Annotated in this window: 20 protein-coding genes; 13 read left to right on the forward strand and 7 right to left on the reverse strand. The window is 73.2% G+C overall.

Going from position 1 to position 21,595, the window contains the following annotated elements; translation table 11 throughout:
• Positions 1 to 39 precede the first annotated feature (39 nt).
• Positions 40 to 204: a DUF6126 family protein gene (locus ACFYST_RS30255; protein ID WP_157815763.1), complete on the forward strand. Its 165-nt coding sequence runs from the start codon at positions 40 to 42 to the stop codon at positions 202 to 204.
• Positions 205 to 212: 8 nt separating this feature from the next.
• Here the strand turns inward: ACFYST_RS30255 and ACFYST_RS30260 are convergent, their stop codons facing one another.
• On the reverse strand, positions 213 to 1,637 hold the full coding sequence (locus tag ACFYST_RS30260; protein ID WP_387640585.1) for a PLP-dependent aminotransferase family protein: 1,425 nt from the start codon (positions 1,635 to 1,637) through the stop codon (positions 213 to 215).
• A 50-nt stretch (positions 1,638 to 1,687) separates the two neighbouring features.
• Here ACFYST_RS30260 and ACFYST_RS30265 point away from each other — a divergent pair, with 50 nt between their 5' ends.
• From ACFYST_RS30265 to ACFYST_RS30295, 7 genes are all read left to right on the forward strand, one after another.
• Entirely contained in the window at positions 1,688 to 2,164 is a 477-nt protein-coding gene (locus ACFYST_RS30265; protein WP_387640582.1) for a carboxymuconolactone decarboxylase family protein, read from the forward strand.
• 216 nt (positions 2,165 to 2,380) lie between these two features.
• Positions 2,381 to 2,848: an SRPBCC domain-containing protein gene (locus tag ACFYST_RS30270; protein ID WP_387640579.1), complete on the forward strand. Its 468-nt coding sequence runs from the start codon at positions 2,381 to 2,383 to the stop codon at positions 2,846 to 2,848.
• Positions 2,849 to 2,911: 63 nt separating this feature from the next.
• Positions 2,912 to 3,658 (forward strand): HAD family hydrolase, encoded by a 747-nt coding sequence (locus ACFYST_RS30275; protein ID WP_387866914.1) that lies wholly within the window; start codon positions 2,912 to 2,914, stop codon positions 3,656 to 3,658.
• A complete protein-coding gene (locus ACFYST_RS30280) occupies positions 3,655 to 6,054 on the forward strand; it encodes a glycoside hydrolase family 65 protein (protein WP_387640574.1) in 2,400 nt (799 codons plus the stop codon). The genes ACFYST_RS30275 and ACFYST_RS30280 overlap by 4 nt, the downstream gene beginning before the upstream one ends.
• A gap of 112 nt (positions 6,055 to 6,166) precedes the next feature.
• A complete protein-coding gene (locus ACFYST_RS30285; protein WP_387866916.1) occupies positions 6,167 to 7,333 on the forward strand; it encodes a S8 family serine peptidase in 1,167 nt (388 codons plus the stop codon).
• A 335-nt stretch (positions 7,334 to 7,668) separates the two neighbouring features.
• On the forward strand, positions 7,669 to 8,208 hold the full coding sequence (locus tag ACFYST_RS30290; RefSeq protein ID WP_387640569.1) for a SigE family RNA polymerase sigma factor: 540 nt from the start codon (positions 7,669 to 7,671) through the stop codon (positions 8,206 to 8,208).
• Between the two features lie 29 nt (positions 8,209 to 8,237).
• On the forward strand, positions 8,238 to 9,449 hold the full coding sequence (locus tag ACFYST_RS30295; protein ID WP_387866919.1) for an LCP family protein: 1,212 nt from the start codon (positions 8,238 to 8,240) through the stop codon (positions 9,447 to 9,449).
• Positions 9,450 to 9,456: 7 nt separating this feature from the next.
• Here the strand turns inward: ACFYST_RS30295 and ACFYST_RS30300 are convergent, their stop codons facing one another.
• Entirely contained in the window at positions 9,457 to 10,359 is a 903-nt protein-coding gene (locus ACFYST_RS30300; RefSeq protein ID WP_387866921.1) for a phosphotransferase enzyme family protein, read from the reverse strand.
• Positions 10,360 to 10,685: 326 nt separating this feature from the next.
• Between ACFYST_RS30300 and ACFYST_RS30305 the strand changes: the two genes are divergently transcribed.
• The 5 genes from ACFYST_RS30305 (at position 10,686) to ACFYST_RS30325 (ending at position 16,282) form a co-directional block, all read left to right on the forward strand.
• Positions 10,686 to 12,353, forward strand: coding sequence for a carbohydrate binding domain-containing protein (locus ACFYST_RS30305; RefSeq protein ID WP_387866924.1), 1,668 nt, complete (start codon positions 10,686 to 10,688; stop codon positions 12,351 to 12,353).
• Between the two features lie 262 nt (positions 12,354 to 12,615).
• On the forward strand, positions 12,616 to 12,852 hold the full coding sequence (locus ACFYST_RS30310; protein ID WP_387640563.1) for a hypothetical protein: 237 nt from the start codon (positions 12,616 to 12,618) through the stop codon (positions 12,850 to 12,852).
• 165 nt (positions 12,853 to 13,017) lie between these two features.
• The gene (locus tag ACFYST_RS30315) at positions 13,018 to 13,212 is read left to right on the forward strand and encodes a hypothetical protein (protein WP_387866926.1); all 195 of its coding nucleotides are present in this window, start codon (positions 13,018 to 13,020) and stop codon (positions 13,210 to 13,212) included.
• 57 nt (positions 13,213 to 13,269) lie between these two features.
• The gene (locus ACFYST_RS30320) at positions 13,270 to 15,126 is read left to right on the forward strand and encodes a BTAD domain-containing putative transcriptional regulator (RefSeq protein ID WP_387867048.1); all 1,857 of its coding nucleotides are present in this window, start codon (positions 13,270 to 13,272) and stop codon (positions 15,124 to 15,126) included.
• Positions 15,127 to 15,286: 160 nt separating this feature from the next.
• Positions 15,287 to 16,282, forward strand: coding sequence for a LuxR C-terminal-related transcriptional regulator (locus ACFYST_RS30325; protein ID WP_387640557.1), 996 nt, complete (start codon positions 15,287 to 15,289; stop codon positions 16,280 to 16,282).
• A gap of 81 nt (positions 16,283 to 16,363) precedes the next feature.
• Here ACFYST_RS30325 and ACFYST_RS30330 read toward each other — a convergent pair whose 3' ends face one another.
• Genes ACFYST_RS30330 through ACFYST_RS30350 form a run of 5 tightly spaced genes read right to left on the reverse strand, consistent with a single transcriptional unit; the run spans position 16,364 to position 21,593 of the window.
• Entirely contained in the window at positions 16,364 to 18,067 is a 1,704-nt protein-coding gene (locus tag ACFYST_RS30330; protein ID WP_387866928.1) for a DHA2 family efflux MFS transporter permease subunit, read from the reverse strand.
• A 43-nt stretch (positions 18,068 to 18,110) separates the two neighbouring features.
• A complete protein-coding gene (locus ACFYST_RS30335; protein WP_387866929.1) occupies positions 18,111 to 19,283 on the reverse strand; it encodes a hypothetical protein in 1,173 nt (390 codons plus the stop codon).
• Entirely contained in the window at positions 19,280 to 20,380 is a 1,101-nt protein-coding gene (locus tag ACFYST_RS30340) for a hypothetical protein (protein WP_387866932.1), read from the reverse strand. Before ACFYST_RS30340 ends, ACFYST_RS30335 begins: the two co-directional genes overlap by 4 nt.
• Positions 20,377 to 20,613 (reverse strand): hypothetical protein, encoded by a 237-nt coding sequence (locus ACFYST_RS30345; RefSeq protein ID WP_387640548.1) that lies wholly within the window; start codon positions 20,611 to 20,613, stop codon positions 20,377 to 20,379. The genes ACFYST_RS30340 and ACFYST_RS30345 overlap by 4 nt, the downstream gene beginning before the upstream one ends.
• Positions 20,610 to 21,593 carry a hypothetical protein gene (locus ACFYST_RS30350; RefSeq protein WP_387866933.1) on the reverse strand — a complete coding sequence of 328 codons (984 nt, stop codon included), beginning with the start codon at positions 21,591 to 21,593 and terminating at the stop codon, positions 20,610 to 20,612. Before ACFYST_RS30350 ends, ACFYST_RS30345 begins: the two co-directional genes overlap by 4 nt.
• Positions 21,594 to 21,595 lie beyond the last annotated feature (2 nt).

A 21,595-nucleotide genomic window follows, 5' to 3' on the forward strand; every position in this document is an offset into this window, starting at 1 on the left:
CCCGCACCCCCCGTCCGCCACCACCGTCAGGAGACCGCCATGGCCGACACCAAGCCCGCCGTCCCGCAGTACAAGGAGACCGTCGACGCGGGCTACCGCGCCTCGAACCGGGTGTGGATCCGGGTCTGGATCTACATCGTCTCGGGCCACGGTTTCGTGGGCTTCCTCTTCCTGCTGTTCTACGTCGGCCGCCACGGCAAGTAACCGGCCCGTCAGGGGCCCAGTACGGTGCACAGCGCGTCCAGGGCTGCCTCGAAGGCGTGGTCGGGCGGCGTGCCGTAACCGACCACCAGCGCCGGGGGCCACTCCGGCGGCCGGTCCGCGCCCTCGGCCCGGCTCCACCCCAGGGTGTGCACCCGAAGCCCCGCCCGCAGCGCGCGGGCCTGGAGTTCGTCCTCGCCCGGGGAATCCCCGGGCAGTTCCAGGACGGCGTGCAGGCCCGCGCTTATCCCCGTCACCCGCACCCGCGGGGCCCGCTCGGCAAGCACCTCGACCAGCCGGTCGCGGCGGCGACGCAGCAGTTGGCGGCTGCGCCGGACATGCCGGTCGTAGCCGCCGGATTCGATCAGTTCCGCCAGCGTCAGCTGCTCCAGGGCGCCGCTCTGGCCGTCCGCCAGCTGCTTGTGCCGCCCCACCGGCTCCACCAGCGCGGCCGGCAGCGCCAGCCAGGCCAGCCGCACGCCCGGCGCCAGCGACTTGGACGCGGTGCCCGCGTACACCACCCGCTCCGGGTCCAGCGCCTGCATCGCCCCGATCGCGTGCCGGTCGTAGCGGAACTCGCCGTCGTAGTCGTCCTCGAGCAGATAACCGCCGACCTGCCGCGCCCAGTCCACCGCCTCCGCCCGCCGGGCCGCCCGCAACGGCATCCCGATCGGGAACTGGTGCGCGGGCGTCAACAGCGCCAATCCGGCGTCGGTGCACGCCAGTTCGGCCGTCACTGCGCCGCCCGCGTCCAGCCGCAGCGGACGCATCGGCAGCCCCTGCGCGGCGAGCACCGCGTGCTGCGGCGGCAGCCCGTACGCCTCCACCGCGACCGCCCCGAGACCCTGCTCGCGCAGCGCCGCGCAGACCAGGCCGAGACCCTGCTGCACGCCCGAACAGATCAGCAGCCGCTCCGGATCGGTCCGCACCCCCCGGGCCCTCGCCAGGTAGCCGGCCAGCGCCCGGCGCAGCTCGATCCGGCCCCGCGGGTCGCCGTACCCGAACGCGTCGTGCGGTGCGGTCGCCAGCGCCCGGCGGGCCGCCGCGAGCCACGCGCCGCGCGGGAACCGGCTCAGGTCGGGCGAGCCCGGCTTCAGGTCGTACCGCAGCGCGACGGGCTGCCGCAGGCCCGGCGGCGGTGCGGCCGGCGCGCGCTGCGGGCCGCGCTCCGCGACCACCGTGCCCGACCCCTGGCGGGACATCAGCCAGCCCTCCGCGACGAGTTGGGTGTACGCCTCGGCGACGGTGTTGCGGGCGATCCCGAGGTCGGCCGCGAGCGCCCGCGAGGACGGCAGCCGGGTGCCGGACGCGAGCCGGCCGTCCCGCACGGCCGTGCGCAACGCGTCCTCCAGGGCGGCCCGCAGACCGAGACCGCGAGTGCGCCCGGCAGTCAGGTCGAGATGCAGATCGCCGCCGAAAGTGGCCCAGGAACTCATCCCCCCAATGAACCACACCACCGGTCCAACCCCCGCCTAGCGTGGGGTTCATGACTGACCAGACCCCCGCCCCCGCCCCCGCCCCCGCCCAGCGCCTCGCCCTCGCCCGCGTCGCCCCCGAGTTCCACCGCAACCTGATCGCCCTCGACCGCCTCGCCCAGGCCGGCCTCGGCGACCCCGTCATCGCCCACCTGGTCGACCTGCGCGCCTCCCAGATCAACGGCTGCGCGTTCTGCCTCGACATCCACTCCCAGGACGCCCGCGAGAACGGCGAAGCCGAACACCGCCTGCACACGCTGTCCGCGTGGCGCGAGACGCCGTTCTTCACCCCCCGCGAGCGCGCTGCGCTGGCCCTCACCGAGGCCATCACCCTGGTCGCCACCACGCACGTCCCCGACGAGGTCTTCGACGAGGCCGCGAAGCACTTCTCCGAGACCGAACTCGCCCACCTGATCGGCATGATCACCACCATCAACGCGCTCAACCGCGTGGGCGTCTCGACCCGGATGTCTCCTGCGCAGCGATGACTGGGCGACAAGCGCACGCCCGTCCGTTAGGTCGCGATCAAGTGCAAGTCATCGTCCTGCGCCGCGATCTTGCGGTCGGGTGCGTTCCCCTTCGCGCAGTTCCCCGCGCCCCTGGTTTCGCGTCCGTCTGCGTTTCGCGTCCGTCTGCGTTTCGCGCCCGTCTGCGTTTCGCGCCCGCGTGCGTTTCGCGCGATGGTGGGTGGTGAGGTGAGTGCGATGGCCGAGATCGCCTTGCAGGTCGACGTCGCGGCGTCCCGGGAGCGGTTGCTGGCGGCGTTGGACACCCGGGTGGGGTTGACGTCGTGGTGGAGCACCGGGATCGAGCGGGACGGGGAGGATCTGCTGGTCACGGTGCCGGATGCGCCGGAGCCGCTTCGGCTCCGGCGTGAGCGTGCGGACCTGGACCGGGTGGGGTGGCGCAGTGTGGGGATGTATCCGCCGACGTGGCAGGGCACGACGGTGACGTGGGACCTGTTCGATCATCCGGACGGGTCGCGGCACACGCTGTTGCTGCTGCGCCATCTCGGGTGGGGGCCGGACACGGTGGCGTCGGTCCCGGCGGCGGCGGGCGGGTGGGCGGAGGCGATCGTCCGGTTGAAGGACTACGCGCAGAGCGGGCGTCCGCAGCCGCTTTTCGTGCCGGACGGCCACTCGCATCCGGGGGTGCACGCGGCCGCGGACTGACCACGACGCGCCGTTCCGGGTGATGACCTGCATGGAGTGGCGACGGCGGGTGAGACTGGCAGCATGTTGGGACTTCCGGACCGAATCAACGCTTTCCTGTTCGACCTGGACGGGGTGCTGACCCAGACCGCGAAGGTGCACGCGGCCGCGTGGAAGCACATGTTCGACGGGTTTCTGCGGTCGGAGGCGGAGCGCACCGGCGCCCCGTTCGTCCCGTTCGATCCGGTCGGCGAGTACGACCGGTACGTGGACGGCCGGCCCCGGTTGGACGGCACCCGGCAGTTCCTGGCGTCGCGCGGGATCGAGCTGCCGGAGGGCACCCCGGAGGATCCGCCGGGGGCGCGGACGGTCAACGGGTTGTCGGCGGCGAAGAACGAGACCGTTCTGCGGATGATCCGCGAGCAGGGCGTGCAGCCGTACCAGGGTTCGGTGGCGTACCTGCACCGGCTGCGGGAGTCGGGGCTGCCACGGGCGGTGGTCTCGTCCAGTGCGAACTGCCGGGATGTGCTGAAGGCCGCCGGGATCGACGGCCTTTTCGACGTGGTGGTGGACGGGATCACCGCGGCCCGCGACCACCTGGCGGGCAAGCCCGCGCCGGACACCTTCCTGGCCGCCGCGAAGCAGCTGGGGGTGGAACCGGAGCACGCGGCGGTGTTCGAGGACGCGCTGGCGGGCGTCGCGGCGGGCCGGGCCGGCGGTTTCGGCACGGTGGTGGGGGTGAACCGCACCGGGCAGGCGGAGGCACTGCGCGAGCACGGCGCGGACGTGGTGGTGGATGACCTGTCGGAGCTGCTCGGGGAGCGCGGATGAGCCCGTCCGAGGCGTTCACGGTCGATCCGTGGGGGATCAGCGAGCACGGTCTGGACCTGCCAGGACAGGCCCGCGCGGAGTCGGTGTTCGCGCTGTCCAACGGCCACATCGGGCTGCGCGGCAACCTGGACGAGGGCGAGCCGCACGGCCTGCCCGGCACCTACCTGAACGGCGTGTTCGAGCTGCGTCCGCTGCCGTACGCGGAGAGCGGCTACGGCTTCCCGGAGTCCGGGCAGAGCGTCATCAACGTCACCAACGGCAAGCTGATCCGGCTGCTGGTCGACGACGAGCCGTTCGACCTGCGGTACGGCGAACTGCGCAGCCACCGGCGCAGCCTGGACTTCCGGGACGGCATCCTGCGCCGGGTGGCCGAGTGGACCTCGCCGGCCGGGCGGACGGTGCGGGTCAGCTCCCGCCGGCTGGTGTCGCTGACCCAGCGGGCGGTGTGCGCGATCGACTACTCGGTGGAGGCCGTGGACAGCCCGGTGCGGATCGTGCTGCAGTCCGAGCTGGTCGCCAACGAGCAGATGCCGGGCGGCGGGGACGGCGACCCGCGGGCGGCGGCCGTGCTGGAGGCCCCGCTGACGGCCGAACTGCGGCACGCCGACGGTACGAAGGGCGTGCTGGTGCACCGCACCCGGTTCTCCGGGCTGCGGGTCGCCGCCGGGATCGACCACGTGATCGACGGGCCGGAGCGGATCGACACCGCCGCCGAGTCCTCGGAGGACCAGGCCCGGATCACCATCACCACGGTGCTGAACGCCGGTCAGAAGCTGCGCCTGGTGAAGTTCGTGGCGTACGGCTGGTCGGCGACCCGTTCGCTGCCCGCCGTCCGCGACCAGGTGGAGGCGGCGCTGACCGCCGCCCGGTACACCGGCTGGGACGGTCTGGTGGACGAGCAGAAGGAGTTCCTGGGCCGGTTCTGGGGCGACAACGACGTCGAGATCGAGGGCGACGTCGAACTCCAGCAGGCCGTCCGGTTCGCGCTGTTCCACGTATTGCAGGCGGGTGCCCGCAGCGAGGAACGGGCCATCCCCGCAAAGGGGTTGACCGGCCCCGGGTACGACGGGCACTCGTTCTGGGACACCGAGACCTTCGTGCTGCCGGTGCTCACCTACTGCCTGCCGGAGGCCGTCAAGCAGGCGCTGCGCTGGCGGCACACCACGCTGCCGATGGCCCGTGAGCGAGCCGCCCAACTGGGCCTGGCGGGTGCGGTGTTCCCGTGGCGGACGATCCGCGGCGAGGAGTGCTCCGGGTACTGGCCGGCCGGCACCGCCGCGTTCCACATCGGCGCCGACATCGCGGCCGCCGTGGTCCGCTACGTCCGGGCCACCGGCGACGCCGAGTTCGAACGCACCCACGGCCTGGAACTGCTGGTGGAGACCGCCCGGATGTGGCGTTCGCTGGGCCACCACGACGCCAAGGGCAACTTCCGGATCGAGGGCGTCACCGGCCCCGACGAGTACAGCGCGGTCGCCGACAACAACGTCTTCACCAACGTGATGGCGCAGTCCAACCTGTGGAACGCCGCCGACGCCGCGCTGAAGTACCTGCACGAGGCGTCGGCGTTCGGGGTGGACACCGAGGAGGCCGCCGCCTGGCGCGACGCCGCCGACAAGATGTTCATCCCGTACGACGAACAGATCGGCGTTCACCCGCAGGCCGACGGCTTCACCGACCACCAGATGTGGGACTTCGAGGCCACCCCGCCCGAGAAGTACCCGCTGCTGCTGCACTACCCGTACTTCGACCTGTACCGGAAGCAGGTCGTCAAACAGGCCGACCTGGTGCTCGCCATGCAGACCCGCGGCGACCTCTTCACCCCCGAGCAGAAGGCCCGGAACTTCGCCTACTACGAGCGCCTGACCGTCCGCGACTCCTCGCTGTCCGCCTGCACCCAGGCCGTCATCGCCGCCGAGGTCGGCCAGCTCGACCTGGCGTACGACTACACCGCCGAAGCCGCCCTGATGGACCTGCACGACCTCGGCGGCAACACCCGCGACGGCCTGCACATGGCCTCGCTGGCCGGCGCCTGCATCGCCCTGGTGGCCGGCTTCGGCGGCCTGCGCGACCACAGCGAACACCTGTCGTTCCGCCCCCGGCTGCCCGCCGGACTGCAACGGCTGTGCTTCTCCATGAGCGTCCGCGAACACCTGCTGCGGGTCGACATCACCCACGCCACCACCACCTACACCCTCCGCCGCGGCAGCGTGCTGGCCGTCCTCCACGACGAGGAACCGCTGCACGTGGAAGCCGGCAAGCCCGTCAGCCGCCCCACCAAGAAGATCGGCACCCCCGCCGAACGGCCCACCCAGCCGCCCGGCCGCGAACCGGCCCGCCGGCACAGCCAGGCCGGCGTCCAGGTCGGCGCCGTCGACCATCTACCGGCCGAGTGATGCACGCATAAATCGTTGACGCGGCGTCAACACTCCCTGTACGAACCGTGACCGGTCGTGCAGGGAGCTTCACGCGCGCCACCGGTCCGCAGTCCCGACCGGAGGCAAGTCCGTGCGCACCTTCGCCCTCACCGCCGCCGTCCTGCTCACCACCCTCACCGCCGCCACCCCCACGCACGCCGACACCACCCACCGCGGCACCCGCTGGGTGCACAACTGCGCCCGCCCCGCCCACACCGACACCGCCGCCTGCCAGGCCCTGCGGGTCGTCAGCGCCGCCACCGATCGGGAGGGCTACGGCCCCGCCGACCTGCTCGACGCGTACGGGCTGCCCGCCGACGGCGGCGAAGGCACCACCGTGGCGATCATCGACGCCTACGACAACCCCAACGCCGAGGCCGACCTCGGCGTCTACCGCGCCCACTACGGGCTGCCCGCCTGCACCACCGACAGCGGCTGCTTCCGCAAGACCGACCAGCGCGGCGGCACCCGGATCCCGCGCGCGGACAGCGCGTGGGCCGGCGAGACGGCGCTCGACCTCGCCATGGTCTCCGCGATCGCCCCGCGCGCCCACCTGCTCCTCGTGGAGGCCGACAGCGCCGGCGTCGCCGACCTCGGGGCCGCCGTCAACACCGCCGTCGCGATGGGCGCCAAGATCGTCTCGATCAGCTGGGGCGCACCCGAGAACGGCAACGCCGCCTCCTACGACACCCGGTACTTCGACCACCCCGGCGTGGCCATCGCCGTCGCCTCCGGGGACGGCGGCTACGGCGTGATCTTCCCGGCCTCCTCGCCGCACGTCACGGCCGTCGGGGGCACCTCGCTCCGCAACGACAGTTCGCCGCGCGGCTGGGCGGAGGACGTCTGGTCCACGAGCTCCACCGAAGGGACCGGCAGCGGGTGCTCCACCAAGCTCACCAAGCCCAAGTGGCAGACGGACACCGGCTGCACCCGGCGTACGGTCGCCGACGTCGCGGCCGTCGCCGACCCCGAGACCGGCGTCGCCGTCTACCAGACCTACGGCGGCAGCGGCTGGTACACCTACGGCGGGACGTCGGCGGCGGCGCCGATCATCGCCGCGACGTACGCGCTGGCGGGCGAGCCGGCGGTCGGGAGCCGGCCGGCGAGCTTCCCGTACGCGCACCCGGACGCGCTCAACGACGTGGTCAGCGGCTCGACGGCCTCGTGCCGGCCGGCGTACCTGTGCACGGCGGGGCCGGGGTATGACGGGCCGACGGGGCTGGGGACGCCGAACGGGGTGGGGGCGTTCCGGAACTAGGGAGTGCGAGGACAGGAGCGCGTGGGGGCACCTCCCGGCCCGCCAGGGCTGAGGGAGAACTGCGCGAAGCGCAAGGCCTGTCCGTTAGGTCGCGAGCACGTGCAAGTCATTGTCCTGCGTCGCGATCTCGCGGTCGGATCCTTCCGCTTCGCGCAGTGCCCCGCGCCCCCGGTTTCGCACCCGCGCAGTCGGCGATCGGTGGGCTTTTCCGTCCTTCCAGCGGGTGGGGTCGCGGGAGCCGTCCGCTACCGGACAGGAATCTTCTCGCGAGCCGGATGAAACATCCTGGCCGTGCCGGGCCGTCATAGGGCGGATCCGGTGGAGGGAGAGGAAACGTGGCCACAGCTCGACGGCGGGCGGCCCTGGAGGAGGAGTTCGTCGCGTTCGCGGCGGCCCGGTCCGGGCAGCTCTACCGCTCGGCGTACTTCCTCACCGGCGGGGACGCGCATCTGTCCGAGGATCTGGTGCAGGAAACGCTCGGTCAGATGTACACCCAGTGGCACCGGCTGTACCGGCCGAGCTGGGCGGGGCGGATCGACAATCCGGCCGGGTACGCGCAGACCGTGCTGGTGCGGGCGTACCTGACGCACCAGCGGCGGCGCAGCAGCAGTGAGCGGCCGAGTCAGGTGCTGCCCGAGCTGGTGGAGCACGGGCCGGACTCGGCGTTGCGGCTGGCGCTGGTCGATGCGCTCGGTCAACTGCCGCCGCGGGACCGGGCGGTGGTGGTGCTGCGGTACTGGGAGGACCGCAGTGTGGAGGAGACCGCGGCGATGGTGAAGGACAGTTCGGCTGCCGTGCGCACCCGGTGTTCGAGGGCGCTGGTCAAGTTGCGGGGGCTGTTGGGCGCGGATCTGGCGGAGCTGGTGGCGCGGTGAGCGGGGATTTCGGTCGAGGGAGTGGTGAAGTGACGGACGGGAACGGGGAGTTCGAGGTGCACTTGGGGGCGGCGTTCGGGCAGGCGGGCGGGGGGCCCGGTCCGGAGGTGACGGCGAGACTGGTGGACGGTGGGCTGGCGGTGGGGCGGCGGCTCAAGCGGGCCCGGCGGCGGCGGGCGGCGCTGCTGGGGGGTGCGCTGGCAGCGGCCGTGGTGGTCGGGGCGGGGGTGCTGACGGTGCCGCACGGTGTGCCGGGGGTGCGGTCGAACGCCATCGAGCTGGCCAATTCGGCGACGCCGCCGCCTTCGGCGCCGCCGGAGCAGGGCGTGACGATCCTGCTGGTGGGCCTGGGGTCCGGCCTCGGCGCGCTGGGCGGGCCGGTGGACACCGGCCCGGACAGCCCCGACACGTTGATCCTGGTGCACGTCCCGAAGGACGGTGGCGAGGTCCGGCAACTGTCGGTACCACGGGACCTGTTGGTGCCGGACGGACACGACGGGAACGCCGTCATCAGCGACCTGTACCCGAAGGCGGAACTCGCCGAGATGAACCGGCTGCGCGGGCAGGGCCTGGCCGCGGACGAGCTGCGGCGCCGTGGCCGGGAGGCCGGGCGGGCCGCGTTGATCACGGCCGTGGAGCAGGTCGCGGAGATGCCGGTGGACCACTTCGCCGAGATCTCGATGGCCGGCTTCGACCGGGTGGTGCATGCCCTCGGCGGAGTGCCGGTCTGTCTGAACGAGGCGGTGAAGGACTCCTGGAGCGGGATCCGACTGCCGGCCGGGAAGCAGGAGTTGGGCCCGGCGCAGGCGTTGGCGTTCGTCCGGCAGCGGCACGGCATCGGTGACGGCTCGGACGTGCAGCGGACCACCCGGGCCCAGGCGTTCCTGGCCGGGGTGCTGACGAAGCTGCGCACCGGCGGGGTACTGGCGGATCCGGCGAAGCTGTCGGCGCTGTACGACGCGTTCTCCGACCAGTTGGTGACCGACAAGGGGTGGAGCCCGGTGGACTTCGTCCGCCAGGTGCCGGCGCTGGCGGCCGGGCGGGGCACCGCCACGACGCTGCCGATCGCGTTCGAGGGGACTCACGTGCGCACGGCGGACGGGGCGGCCAAGCAGATCCTGCTGGGCAGCGGGCCGGTGCCGTCGGTCTCACCGAACATCTCCGAGGAGACCGGGGAGGCGTATTCGGGGAACTCCGGGCAGGCGCCGGTGAAGCTGGACGGGGTGCCCTGCGTGGACTGACGGCCGGTCAGTCGATGGCCGTCCACCGCCAGGGCCGGGGCCCGTGTTCGCCGCGCAGGCAGGCCAGTCGGTAGTGGGCCTGGGCGCGGTGACGGGCGGGGTCGGTGGCGGCCTGCTGCAAGGCGTAGAGGGCGAGGCGCAGTTCGCGGATGGCGCGGAGGACCGGGTAGCCGGGCCACTCGGTGACGTCCGCGCCGTACGCGGTGCAGAAGGCCGCGTAGCCGGGGGTGGAGAGGCTGCCGAAGGAGTCGTGGGCGACGGCGGTGGAGGTGAGGTCCCAGGCGGGTGGGCCGAGGGCGGTGCGTTCGAAGTCCAGTAGGTGGGCGGCGGTGGCGGTGACCGCGAGGTTGCCGCTCCAGGCGTCGCCGTGGACGACGGTCAACCGGTGGGCGGGGTGGTCGAGTTCGGCCCAGGCGGTGCGCAGGGCGGCGAGCCGGGCGTGCAGCCAGGCGCGCTGCGGGGTGTCGAGGGTGGTGGCGCCGTCGATCCGGGCGGGGAGTCGGACGAACGGGTCGATGGTCTCCAACCCGGGTTCGGGGGGCGGCAGTTGGTGGAGCCGGCGGAGCGCGGCCGCGAGTTCGGGGGCGGTGGCGTGGCGGTGCGGGGGCAGTTCGCGCCAGAAGGTAACGGGGCGGCCGCGGACCACGAGCGGTTCGGGCGGGTCGGCGAGCGGGCGGACGGCCGGGACGCGGTGGGCGCGCAGCCAGCGGGCCACCGTCAACTCGCGGGCGGCGACGGCGGTTTGGCCGGGGCGGCCGATCCGGACGACGACCCCGCCGGGCAGTCGCCACAGGGTGTTCTCGCCGGCCCGGATGAGTTCCGCGCCGGCGCTCGGGCGACCGGCGGCGGCGCAGGCCTCGGCCAGCAGGGCGGCGGGGTTTCGGCAGTCCACGTCCAGGGCTCGTTCCACTCGACGTCCGGGGCCGCGACCGGCATGACGCGGCGCTCCGGAGCACCGGAAGGGCGCACGGGGTCAGTGTTCACCTTGCTTATGCGGTAAGGGAATTCGGGGCCGCGGCGCTCCCAGGACCGGCCGCCCCTCGCCGATGGTCCAGACCACCCTTGCCTTTGGTCCAGACCTATTGACGGGCCCTGCCGGCACTTTTACGATCCGGTCGGCACAGCCCCACATGTCCCCCACCTCACCCAGAGCCGGGCGTCACGCCCCCACGCGCACGGTCCCCACCATGGCGCTCGGCGGGAAGGGAGCACCACATGTTCCGTCGGAGCTCACGCATGTCACGCCCGCACCGGGCGGGCGTGGAACGCGCAGCGCAGGTGATCCGGCCGGACGCCGGACCGAGCATGCTGAAGCGCTCGCTCGCCGGGATCTGCGCGACCGCCGTGGTCGGCACCGGCCTCGCCGTCGCCGGCACCGTCACGGCCGCCGCCGACACCACCAACCTGGTGGTCAACTCCGGCTTCGAGAACGGCCTTTCCGGCTGGACCTGCTCCGGCGCCGGCACCGTCGGCAGCCCCGTCCACTCCGGCAGCTCCGCGCTCCAGGCCACCCCCGGCGGCCAGGACACCGCGCAGTGCAGCCAGACCATCAGCGTGCAGCCCAACTCGCAGTACACGCTGAGCGCGTACGTGCAGGGCAGCTACGTCTACCTCGGCGCCACCGGCACCGGGCTGACCGGATCCCCGTCCACCTGGACGGCCAACAACGCCTCGTACGGGCAGCTCAGCGTCTCCTTCAGCACCGGCGCGAACACCACGTCGGTGACCGTCTTCGTGCACGGCTGGTACGGGCAGCCCGCGTACTACGCGGACGACGTCACGCTCTCCGGTCCCGGCGGCAGCAGCCCCTCGCCGAGCGGAAGCCCGTCGTCGAGCCCTTCCTCCAGTCCTTCGTCCAGCCCGTCGAGCAGCCCCTCGTCGAGCCCGTCGAGCAGCCCGTCCGGCAGTGCGTCCAGCAGCCCGTCGTCGAGCCCGAGTTCGGGTGACGCGACCTGTCCGACCAAGCCGCGGCCGGCCGGCAAGGTGCTGCAGGGGTACTGGGAGAACTGGGACGGCGCGTCCAACGGCGTGCACCCCGGGATGGGGTGGACGCCGATCACGGACAGCCGGATGGCCGCGCACGGGTACAACGTCATCAACGCCGCGTTCCCGGTGATCCTCTCGGACGGCACCGTGCTGTGGCAGGACGGCATGGACACCGGCGTCAAGGTCTCCACGCCCGCCGAGATGTGCCAGGCCAAGGCGGCCGGCGCGACCATCCTGATGTCGATCGGCGGCGCCGCCGCGGGCATCGACCTGAGCTCCAGCGCCGTCGCGGACCGGTTCGTGGCGACCGTCGTGCCGATCCTGAAGAAGTACAACTTCGACGGCATCGACATCGACATCGAGACCGGCCTGTCCGGCAGCGGCAGCATCGGCACGCTGTCCCCCTCGCAGTCCAACCTGATTCGCATCATCGACGGCGTGCTGGCCCAGATGCCGGCCGGTTTCGGCCTGACGATGGCCCCCGAGACCGCGTACGTCACCGGCGGCAGCGTCACCTACGGCTCGATCTGGGGCGCCTACCTGCCGGTCATCAAGAAGTATGTGGACAACGGCCGGCTGTGGTGGCTGAACATGCAGTACTACAACGGCTCGATGTACGGCTGCTCCGGCGACTCCTACTCGGCCGGGACCGTCCAGGGCTTCACCGCGCAGACCACCTGCCTGAACAACGGCATCACCATCCAGGGCACCACCATCAAGGTCCCGTACGACAAGCAGGTCCCGGGCCTGCCGGCCCAGCCGGGCGCGGGCGGCGGGTACATGGCGCCGAGCCTGGTCAGCCAGTCCTGGGGCGCCTTCAACGGCCAGCTGAAGGGTCTGATGGACTGGTCGATCAACTGGGACGGCTCGAAGGGCTGGAGCTTCGGCGACAACGTCAAGGCGCTCCAGGGCCGCTGACGTTCCACTCGCAAGCTTGTCCACAGACCTGTGGACAACGACTTGACGCGACCCCGGGAGCGCCGGCCGCTCCCGGGGCGCTGTCGCCCTTCGGCCCGAAATGGCCCGATGCCTGGCCTGGTCGGTTTATGTCATGACCTAAATCGACCAGGCCGGAATCGACCGGGCCCCTAGTGAGGGGGTCGAAGATAAGAGTATGTATCTGGTCCACGCGCGACTACGCTCGCCGGTCGGTCGAGGCGCTCCTCCCGACCTGGCGGAATTGATTCGTTCTCACGCGGAAGTCCCGGACGCGCTGGAGCACGTGAGCGTCCATCTGACCGGATCCGACGAGGTCACCGTGGGTGTGTTCAGCCTGGCATCCACCCTGCTGGAGGCGGAGGACCGGGCGGCCGGGCTGGTGCGGCGGGCGGTGCGGAAGGAGTCCGCGCTGGTCGGCTTCGCCGTCCTCTCGGTGGGCACCGCACTGGCTCCCGGGCCCTGGTGGGACTTCGACTAGCCTCCGCGTGGACGGCTTAGGACAGTGCATGTTCCGTCCAGGCGCGACCCGTTCCCACCGGGGCGGGGGCGGAGCACAGTAGCGGTGTCGGCAGAGCGCGGACGCCGGCAGAAAACCCGGGAAAACAATCCCGAAGAAATCCCACCATTTACGAGGAGAATTCCAGTGCCGGTCGCCCGCGTCTCCAAGTTCCTCGCTTTCTCGCTCGCCGCAATTGCCGCCCTGGCCTTTTCCGCGACAACGGTGGAACACTCCGGAAATCTCGCCGACGGCACCGGCGCCGGTCAGGTCGCGCAGACCGCGACGGCCACCCCGGGCCCGGGCGCCTCCCCGAACGGCGACGTCACCTGGGGCGGCTGAGCCCCCGCACGACACCGACGAGCACACATCCGACCGACACTCACGGGGGTGAAGACGATGGAATACCTGGTCCTGGGCGCGCTGGAGACGCGTCAGGGCGGCGTCCTGGTGGACGTCCGGGGCATGCGGCAGCAGAGACTCCTGGCGCTGTTGCTCCTGAACGCCGGCCGGGTGGTGCCGATGGACTTCCTGGTGGACGAGCTGTGGGAGGACCCGCCGCCGTCGGCCAGACCCCAGGTGCACAACGCGATCCGCGACCTGAGACGGGTGCTGGCCGCCGGCGAGCACCGGCTGGTGACGGTCGACGTCGGGTACCGGCTGGCCGTGCCCGAGGACGCGGTGGACGCGCACCGCTTCACCCGCAAGGTCCGCGAGGCCCGGGCCGCCGAACGCGACGGGCAGGTCCTGGAGGCGATCCGGCTGCTGCAGTCCGCGGTGGACCTGTGGCGCGGCGACGCCTTCGCCGGCATCCACTGCCCCGCGGTGACCAGCGCCGCCGTGAAGCTGAACGAGCAGCGGCTGACCGCACTCGAAGACCTGATGGCGCTGCGCCTGAAGGTCGGCGAAACCTCCTCACTGGTCGGCGAGTTGACGGCGCTGCTGGCCGAGTACCCGCTGCGCGACTCGCTGCGGCGGAGCCTGATGACGGCACTGTGCCGCAGCGGCCGGCAGGCGCACGCGCTCGCCGTGTACGACGAGGGCCGCCGCTTCCTGGCGGACGAACTCGGCCTGGAGCCGAGCCCCCAACTGCGGGCGCTGCAGGCGGAGATCCTCGCGGACGCGCCCGGCGTGCACGACACCCCCGGCCAGGTCGGCGAACCGGTCACGGCGCGGCCGCCGGCCGGCAGCGACCCGGCGCCCGGCCAGCGGCCGAACTGCCTGCCGCACGACCTCTCCGACTTCACCGGCCGGACCGGCGAACTCGTCCTGCTCCAGGAGGCGGTGTCCCAGCGGACGGCCGGAGCTCCGCTGATGCTGTCCATCGACGGCATGGGCGGTGTCGGCAAGACCACCCTCGCGGTGCGCCTGGCGCACCGGGTGACCAGCGACTTCCCCGACGGCCAGTTCTTCGCCGCGCTGGACGGCTTCGACGAGTCCAAGCCGCCGGTACCGCCCGCCCAGGCGCTGGCCTCGCTGCTGCGCGCCGACGGCGTGCGGCCCGAGCGGATCCCGGCCTCGCTGGAGGAGCGCTCCGCGCTGTGGCGCTCCCGGCTGGCCGGCCGGCGCTGCCTGCTGGTGCTGGACGACGCGGCGGCGACCGCCCAGGTGCGCCCGCTGCTGCCCGGTGCCGGCGAGACCCTGGTGCTGGTGACCAGCCGGCGCAAACTGAGCGCGCTGGACGGCTCGGTGGCGCTGCCGCTGGACGTGCTGCCGCCGGGTGACGCGGTGGAGCTGATCGCCCGGATCGCCGGGGAGCGCCGGGTGGCGCGGGAGCCGGTCCGGGCGGCGGAGGCAGCGGCACTGTGCGGCTACCTGCCGCTGGCGGTGCGGATCGCCGCGACCCGCCTGCGGGACCGTCCGGCGTGGTCGGTGGCCGACCTGGTGGAGCGGCTGGCCGACCCGGAGCGGCGGGCGCGCTGCCTGCGCACCGGGGACCGCGACCTGATGGCGCTGCTGCGCGCGTCCTACCAGTACCTGGACCGGGCCCAGCAGCGGTTCAGCTGCTTGATGAGCCGTCAGCCCGCCGGGTCGTTCGACGTGGACCGGGCGGCGGCGGTGACCGGGCTGAGCGCGGACGAGGTGGAGTGCTGCCTGGACGCGCTGTTCGAGAACAACCTGATCCGACAGGAGGGGGCGGCGCTGTTCTCGTTCCACAGCCTGGTCCGGGACTGCTCGCGGCTGCTGCCCGAGCCGTCGGACGGGGCCGGTGCCCCGGCCGCACCGGCGGACCGTCAGCTGCTGGTGACAGCCTGAGGACGGGTGGATTTCCGAACGTTTCACGGGCCGTGTCCGGGCCGTTGTTGTCCGGACACGTTTCCGGAATGTGCGGGTCAGGGTGTGGTTGCCCGGTGTCAGTAAGCTCAGGAAATCATGTAGACCTACTTACTGGCGCTGATCGAACGGGGACCGATCCATGCTGGACGTTCTGGGGCTCGACGCGGAGGCCGAGTCCATCTACCGCCGGATGCTCGCCGACCCGCGGGCCGGGGTCATGGCGCTGGCCACAGCCCTGTGCCTCACCGAGGACAGAGTGCGCACCGGACTCGACCGGCTCAGCGAACTGGCCCTGATCCAGCCGTCCGCCCGCGAGGGAATCGGGTTCCGGGCGGTCGGCCCGGAGACCGCGATGGAGGTGCTGCTGGCCCGCCAGCAGGCCGAGCTGGCGGCCCAACAGTTGCGGATAGAGGCATCGCGGGCCGCGGCGGCCCAACTGATCGCGGAGTGCTCGGCGTTCCGGCCGACCGCCACCGACGCGGCGTCCGAGCAGCTGGACGGCCCGGAGACGATCCGCGAGCGGCTGGCCGAACTGGCCGGATCGGTGCGCTGCGAGGTGGCGACCTTCGCCCCCGGCGGCGCCCACACCGAGGAGGACCTGCGGGCCAGCCGGCAGCCGAACGCGGCGCTGCTGGAGCGCGGGGTGCAGATGCGCACCGTCTACCTGGACAGCGTCCGCAACCACCGGCCCACCCTGGACCACGTCACCTGGCTGAACCTGCAGGGCGGCCAGGTCCGGACGGTGCCCGAACTCCCCATCCGCATGATCATCTTCGACCGCCAGCAGGCGGTCCTGCCGATCGACACCGACAACGCCCGGGCCGGCGCGGTGGTACTGCGCGGCGCCGGCACGGTGGCCGCGCTGTGCGCGCTGTTCGAGGGCGTGTGGGCCAGTGCGATCCCGGTCGGCGACGCGCCCAAGTGCGACGAGAACGAGATGCCGCCGCACGAGCTGGCGGTGCTGAAGATGCTCGCGCAGGGCCACACCGACGAGGCGATAGCCAAGCGGATGGGCGTCTCCCCGCGCACCGCCCGCCGGTTCGCCGCCAACCTGATGGAACGTCTGGACGCCCGCAGCCGCTTCGAGGCCGGGGTGCACGCTGTCCAGGACGGCTGGCTCCCCGCCACGCGCTAGGCCTGTCCGGCGGGATCGGCCGGACAGGCCTTGTGGGCGTCGCGCTGGCGGTTCGTCACGCCGTCGCGGCTTGGCGGTTCGTCACGCCGTCGCGGCTTGGCGCTTCTTCTCCCGGCGGTCCGCGAGGAGGAGCGCCAGTGCGGGCAGCAGCGTCACCCCGTACACCCCGAGCAGCCAGCCGAAGGAGTGCGCGAACGCGGCCGGCACCATGCCGTGGTGGCTGCGGGCGGAGTCGGTGAGCACCACGGTGACCACCGCGATGGCCAGCGCGCCGCCGATCCGCTGGGTCAGGTTGAGCTGCGCGGAGGCGTCCGGGATGGACTCCTGACGGATCGACTGGAACGCCCGCGTCATGGTCGGCACGATGGTCAGGCCGGTGCCCAGGCCGCGGACCACCAGGCTGCCGCAGATCAGCCAGTACGGGGTGGTGCCGGTCAGGCCGGTCATCGGGACGGTGGCGATCATCGTCAGGCAGATGCCGATCAGCACCGTCGCGCCGCCGCCGATCTTCCGCAGCAGCACCCGGGACAGCCAGGCGGCGGTCACCACGCCCAGGCCGCCGACGGACATCAGCAGGCCGGTGGTCACCGCGGACTCGCCGCGGGCGTCCTCGAAGTACAGCGGGATCAGCATCATCGGCGAGTACAGGACGAAGCCCAGGCAGAAGATGTTCACCACCGCGGTCGCGTACACCGGGATGCGGAACAGCCGCAGGTCGAGCAGCGGGAACTTCGCCTTCAGCTCACGCACCACGAACACCGCCGCACCGACCACCGCCAGGCCCAGCGGCACCAGCAGCGAGGCGCTCACCTCGGCGCCGCGCTCGGCGTACGCGTGGATGGCCAGCACCAGAGAGACGGTCGCGGTCGCCGAGGAGACCAGGCCCAGCAGGTCCAGCGGCTTGGCGCTGCCGGCCGGCGGGGCGTCCTTGCGGACCCAGCGCAGGGTGGCGGCCAGCAGGATCGCGCAGAACGGGATGTTCACCACGTACACCGCCGACCAGCCGCCCCAGGCGACCAGCAGACCGCCGATGGTCGGGCCGAGCAGCGGACTGATCAGCATCACCGAACCGTTCAGGCCCTGGATCTTGGCCAGGTGCTCGCGCGGCACACCGCGGGTCAGCAGGATCGTCGACGCCGGGGTCAGGATGCCCGCCGCCGCACCGGACAGGCCGCGGGCCGCGATCAGCTGGTCCAACGACTGGGCGGCGGCGCAGCCCAGCGAACCCAGCGCGAACAGCGCCGTCGCCGCGGCGAACACCCGCTTGGTGCCGAACCGGGTGGCCAGCCAGCCGGTGGCGGGCATCGTCGCCGCCAGCGCCAGCAGGTAGGCCGTCACCACCCACTGCACCTGGTTGATGCCGCCGAACCGGGCGGTGGTCTCCTGCATGGAGACGTTGACGATGGTGGTGTCCAGCAGCGCGATGAACCCGCCGGCGATGGCGGCGGCCATGGTGATCAGCGCGGCCTTGGACGGGGCGTCCTGGGGCGGGGCGTCCTGGGGCGGGGCGTCCTGGGGCGGGCCGGCCTGGGGCGGGGCGGCGTCGGCCTTCGGGGCCTCGGTCTGCGCGGTGGTGGCCGGCGTCTCGGGCTCGGCCGCGGCGAGTGCGACGGTCTCCTCGACCGCCGGCTTGGACTCGGCGGGCTTCGGGGTGGCGGCAGTGGTCGGCTTCGCGGCGGCGGTGGTGGTGGGCTTCGCGGCGGGCTTGCGCGCCGGACCCGGCTTGCGGCGGGCCGTGCCCTTGACCGCGTTCACCGTGGTGCGGGCGGGCTGCTTGGTGGGCATCTTCGCAGGTCCTTCATCAGCGGGAGGGAGGAGGGGTGCCGGGTCAGTCGGTGGCGAGCAGGGCGCGCTCGACCTCGTCGAGGACGGCCTCGGCGGCCGGACGGGCGTCGGGCCGGTTGCGGCAGGACAGCGTGAGTTCGGTGCGGCCGTCGAGCTGGCAGGTGCTCAGGAACATCTCGGCGTACGGGACGAGCATCGGCAGCGTGTAGTACTCGGTGGGACGGAAGTCCGCGGTGCGGTACAGCTCGGTGTCGATCCGGCCGTGGTCGGTGAGGATCGCGGTGCACGGGAAGCGGGTGCCGTCCAGTTCCTGGGCCTCCCGCAGCGAGTTCGCGAACGGGTTGCTGCGCAGGAAGTCCCGTTCCAGGGCGGCGACTTCGCGCTTGCGGAGCATGGCTGCGAGCAGCTGGCTGTGCAGCCGGTTCCAGCGGTCCTCGCGGTGCAGGTCGAGCACCAGCTGGGAAGTCAGGTTGGCGGTGGAGCGCACCTCGCGGTCGTGCCGGCGCAGGTCCACCGGGATGATCAGGCGACCGGATTCGGCGGCCAGCAGGCGGGACACCGCGGCGCCGATCCGGGCGGTGGCGGCGGACGGCGTGGCCGCGACCGAGCGGCGCAGCCAGAGCGCCGTCCCGTCGGCGGGCCCCTGCCCGAGGATCGCCGGGTACCCCTCCACCCGGGCCGGGACGGGGGCGGCCGGGACAGGGGCGGCGGCGGTGCGGAAGTGGGTGTCGTCGACGGTGGAGTCCGCGCCGAGCAGGCTCTCGCCGCGCAGCGCGCGGAACAGGTCCTCGATCCAGTAGCGCAGGCCGCGGCCGTCGGTGACGATGTGGCTGGCCCGCACCACCAGGCGGGTGGTCACCGGCCCGTTGGCGAGGCCCAGTTCGCAGACCGGCCCCGCCACCACGTCCAGGTCGCGGTGGAAGAACGGGTGCTCGAACCCGGCGTCGACGGGCAGCTCGGTGATCGGCGGGAGGGTGTCCTCGGCCCGCCAGTTGGGGCCCTTGCGACGAACCGCGAGACCGGGGTTGACGGCGGTGGACTGCCGTACCGCGTCGGCGAGTTGCTCCGGGTCGATGCGGCCCTCGCCCTCGATCACCATCTGGATCAGCTGCGGGGTGCCGGTGGCGTTGGCGTTCAGGTAGCCGCGCTCGATCTGGGAGATCCGCCGGGTGTAGGCCCGGGCCGGGGCGGCGGTGGCGGTGGCCGTGGCGGTCATGCGGCAGGCTCCAGAGTGAGGGCTTCGGTGCGGACGGCGGGGAGTGCGAACTTCGGCGCCGGGCGGTCGACGGAACGGCGCTGCGGTGCGGCCGGGCGGCCTCGCCGCGAGCGGCTGCGGGCGGCGGCGACGGTGCCGAAGCCGCGCTGCGCGCGGTCGGGTTCGAGATGCGGGGCGTGGGCTGCGGCGAACTCCGGCGCCAAGGTGGCGAGTTCGAGCTTCGACGCCGGGCGACCTCGCCGCGAGCGGCTGCGGGCGGCGGCGACGGCGCCAGAGTCGCGTTGCGCGCGGGCGGGTTCGAGCTGCGGGGCGCGGGCTGCGGCGAACTCCGTTGCCGAGGTGGCGAGTTCGAGCTTCGACGCCGGGCGACCTCGCCGCGAGCGGCTACGGGCTGCGGCGACGGTGCCGAAGCCGCGTTGCGCGCAGGCGGGTTCGAACTGCTCGGCGCGGGCTGCGGCGAACTCCGGTGCGGGGGTGCAGAGTTCGAGCTTCGACGCTGGTCCGCCTCGCCGCGAGCGGCTACGGGCTGCGGCGACGGTGCCGAAGTCGCGTTGCGCGCAGGCGGGTTCGAACTGCTCGGCGCGGGCTGCGGCGAACTCGGGTGCGGAGGTGGCGAGTTCGAGCTTCGACGCCGGGCGACCTCGCCGCGAGCGGCTACGGGCGGCGGCGACGGCGCCGAAGCCGCGCTGCGCGCCACCGAGCTCGGACCGCCGAGTGCAGGCCGCGGCGACGGCGCCGAAGCCGTACTGCGCGCCACCGAGCTCGGACCGCCAGGTACGGGTCACGGCGACGGTGCCGAAGCCGTACTGCGCGCCACCGAGTTCGGACCGCCAGGTGCGGATCGCGGCGACGGCGCCGAAGTCGTACTGTGCGCCACCGAGTTCGGGCCGCCAGGTGCGGATCGCGGCGACGGCGCCGAAGCCGCGCTGTGCGCCACCGAGTTCGGACCGCCGGATGCGGGTCGCGGCGACGGCGCCGAAACCACGCTGCGCGCCACCGAGTTCGGACCGCCGGATGCGGGTCGCGGCGACGGTGCCGAAACCACGCTGCGCGCCACCGAGTTCGGGCCGCCGAGTGCGGGTCGCGGCGACGGTCATGCGACGAGCTCCAGGGCCGGGGCGACGACGCCCTCGGCGGGTTCGGGCAGGCAGTCCCACTGGGCGCAGGTGCGTGCCACGACCTGGCGCCGCGCGCTGCCGGGTTCGGCCGGCGTCGGGGCCGGGCCGGAGTCCGTCTGCGGGTCGACGGGTTCGGCCGAGCAGTCCCATCGCGGGCAGGTGCGGGCCACGACGGCTTCCGCCCCGGGCCGGGGGTGGGCCGTGGCGGTCATGCGGCGGCCTCCGGGGTGAGTGCTTCGGTGCGGGTGGCGGGGGCGGTCGGGTTCGGCTGCCACCACCAGCGGACGGCGGCGGGGGCGTCAGTGGCGAGGGCGAGGTGCAGGCCGTGGCCGAGGTCGGCGGAGCGGATCAGGTGGCCGGTGTTGGTGGGCCGCCAGCCCGGTCGCCAGTCCGGGAGCCGGACGCCCGCAAAGGTCTCCTTGCGCAGGTGGGAGGCCTTGATCAGGGCCTCGCACTCGGCGAAGTCCCGCATGGTGGCGGGTTCGCCGTCGGGGCGGCCGAGCAGCGCGCCCAGCCACTGCATCGCGTACGGGCGGTCCCGGTGGTCCTGCAGGTCCACGCCGACGGTCTGGTCGGAGACCAGTGCCACCGTGGAGTAGGTGGCGCAGTGCGCGACCGAGGCGGTCAGGCCGAGGGCCGGGACGCTCCACCGCCGGTGCTCGTCGCGGGCCAGTTCGCGGGGCCGCAGCCGGACCCCGTACAGGCTGGCCACCGCCTCGGTGATCAGCCACCGGCCGGCGTCGTTCAGGCGGTTGCCCATCCGGTCGCGCGGCAGGTTGGGGTGGTGGGTGACGAGGCAGTCGATGGTTGCCTCGTCGTCCTGGCTGATCTGCGGGGCGGGCGCGCCGGCCGTGATCTCCGTCGCCGCCCGGGCCTGCGGGCGGTGTGCCGGGGTGGGTGCCGGGCCGCCGCCCGGCACCCGGCCGGAGTTCGGTGCCCCGCCGGGCTCCGAGTCCGGCGTCCTGAACCGGCCGTCCGTCGGCGCCAGGTCGGTCTCCGGGCGCTGTTCCTCGGTCAGCCAGTCCCCGGCGGCCCGGGTGGCCGGCACGGGGCCGGTGCCCGGGCCGGCCACCGGCCCCGCCGCGGCGAGTACCGGGCCCAGTCGGCCGGCCCAGCCGAGCGTCACCAGGTCCGTCTCCGGACGCTGTTCCTCCGTCAGCCAGTCCCCGGCGGCCCGCAGGGCCGTGCGCACGG

The sequence above is a fragment of the Kitasatospora sp. NPDC004614 genome (genome assembly GCF_042873675.1).
Taxonomy (GTDB): domain Bacteria; phylum Actinomycetota; class Actinomycetes; order Streptomycetales; family Streptomycetaceae; genus Kitasatospora.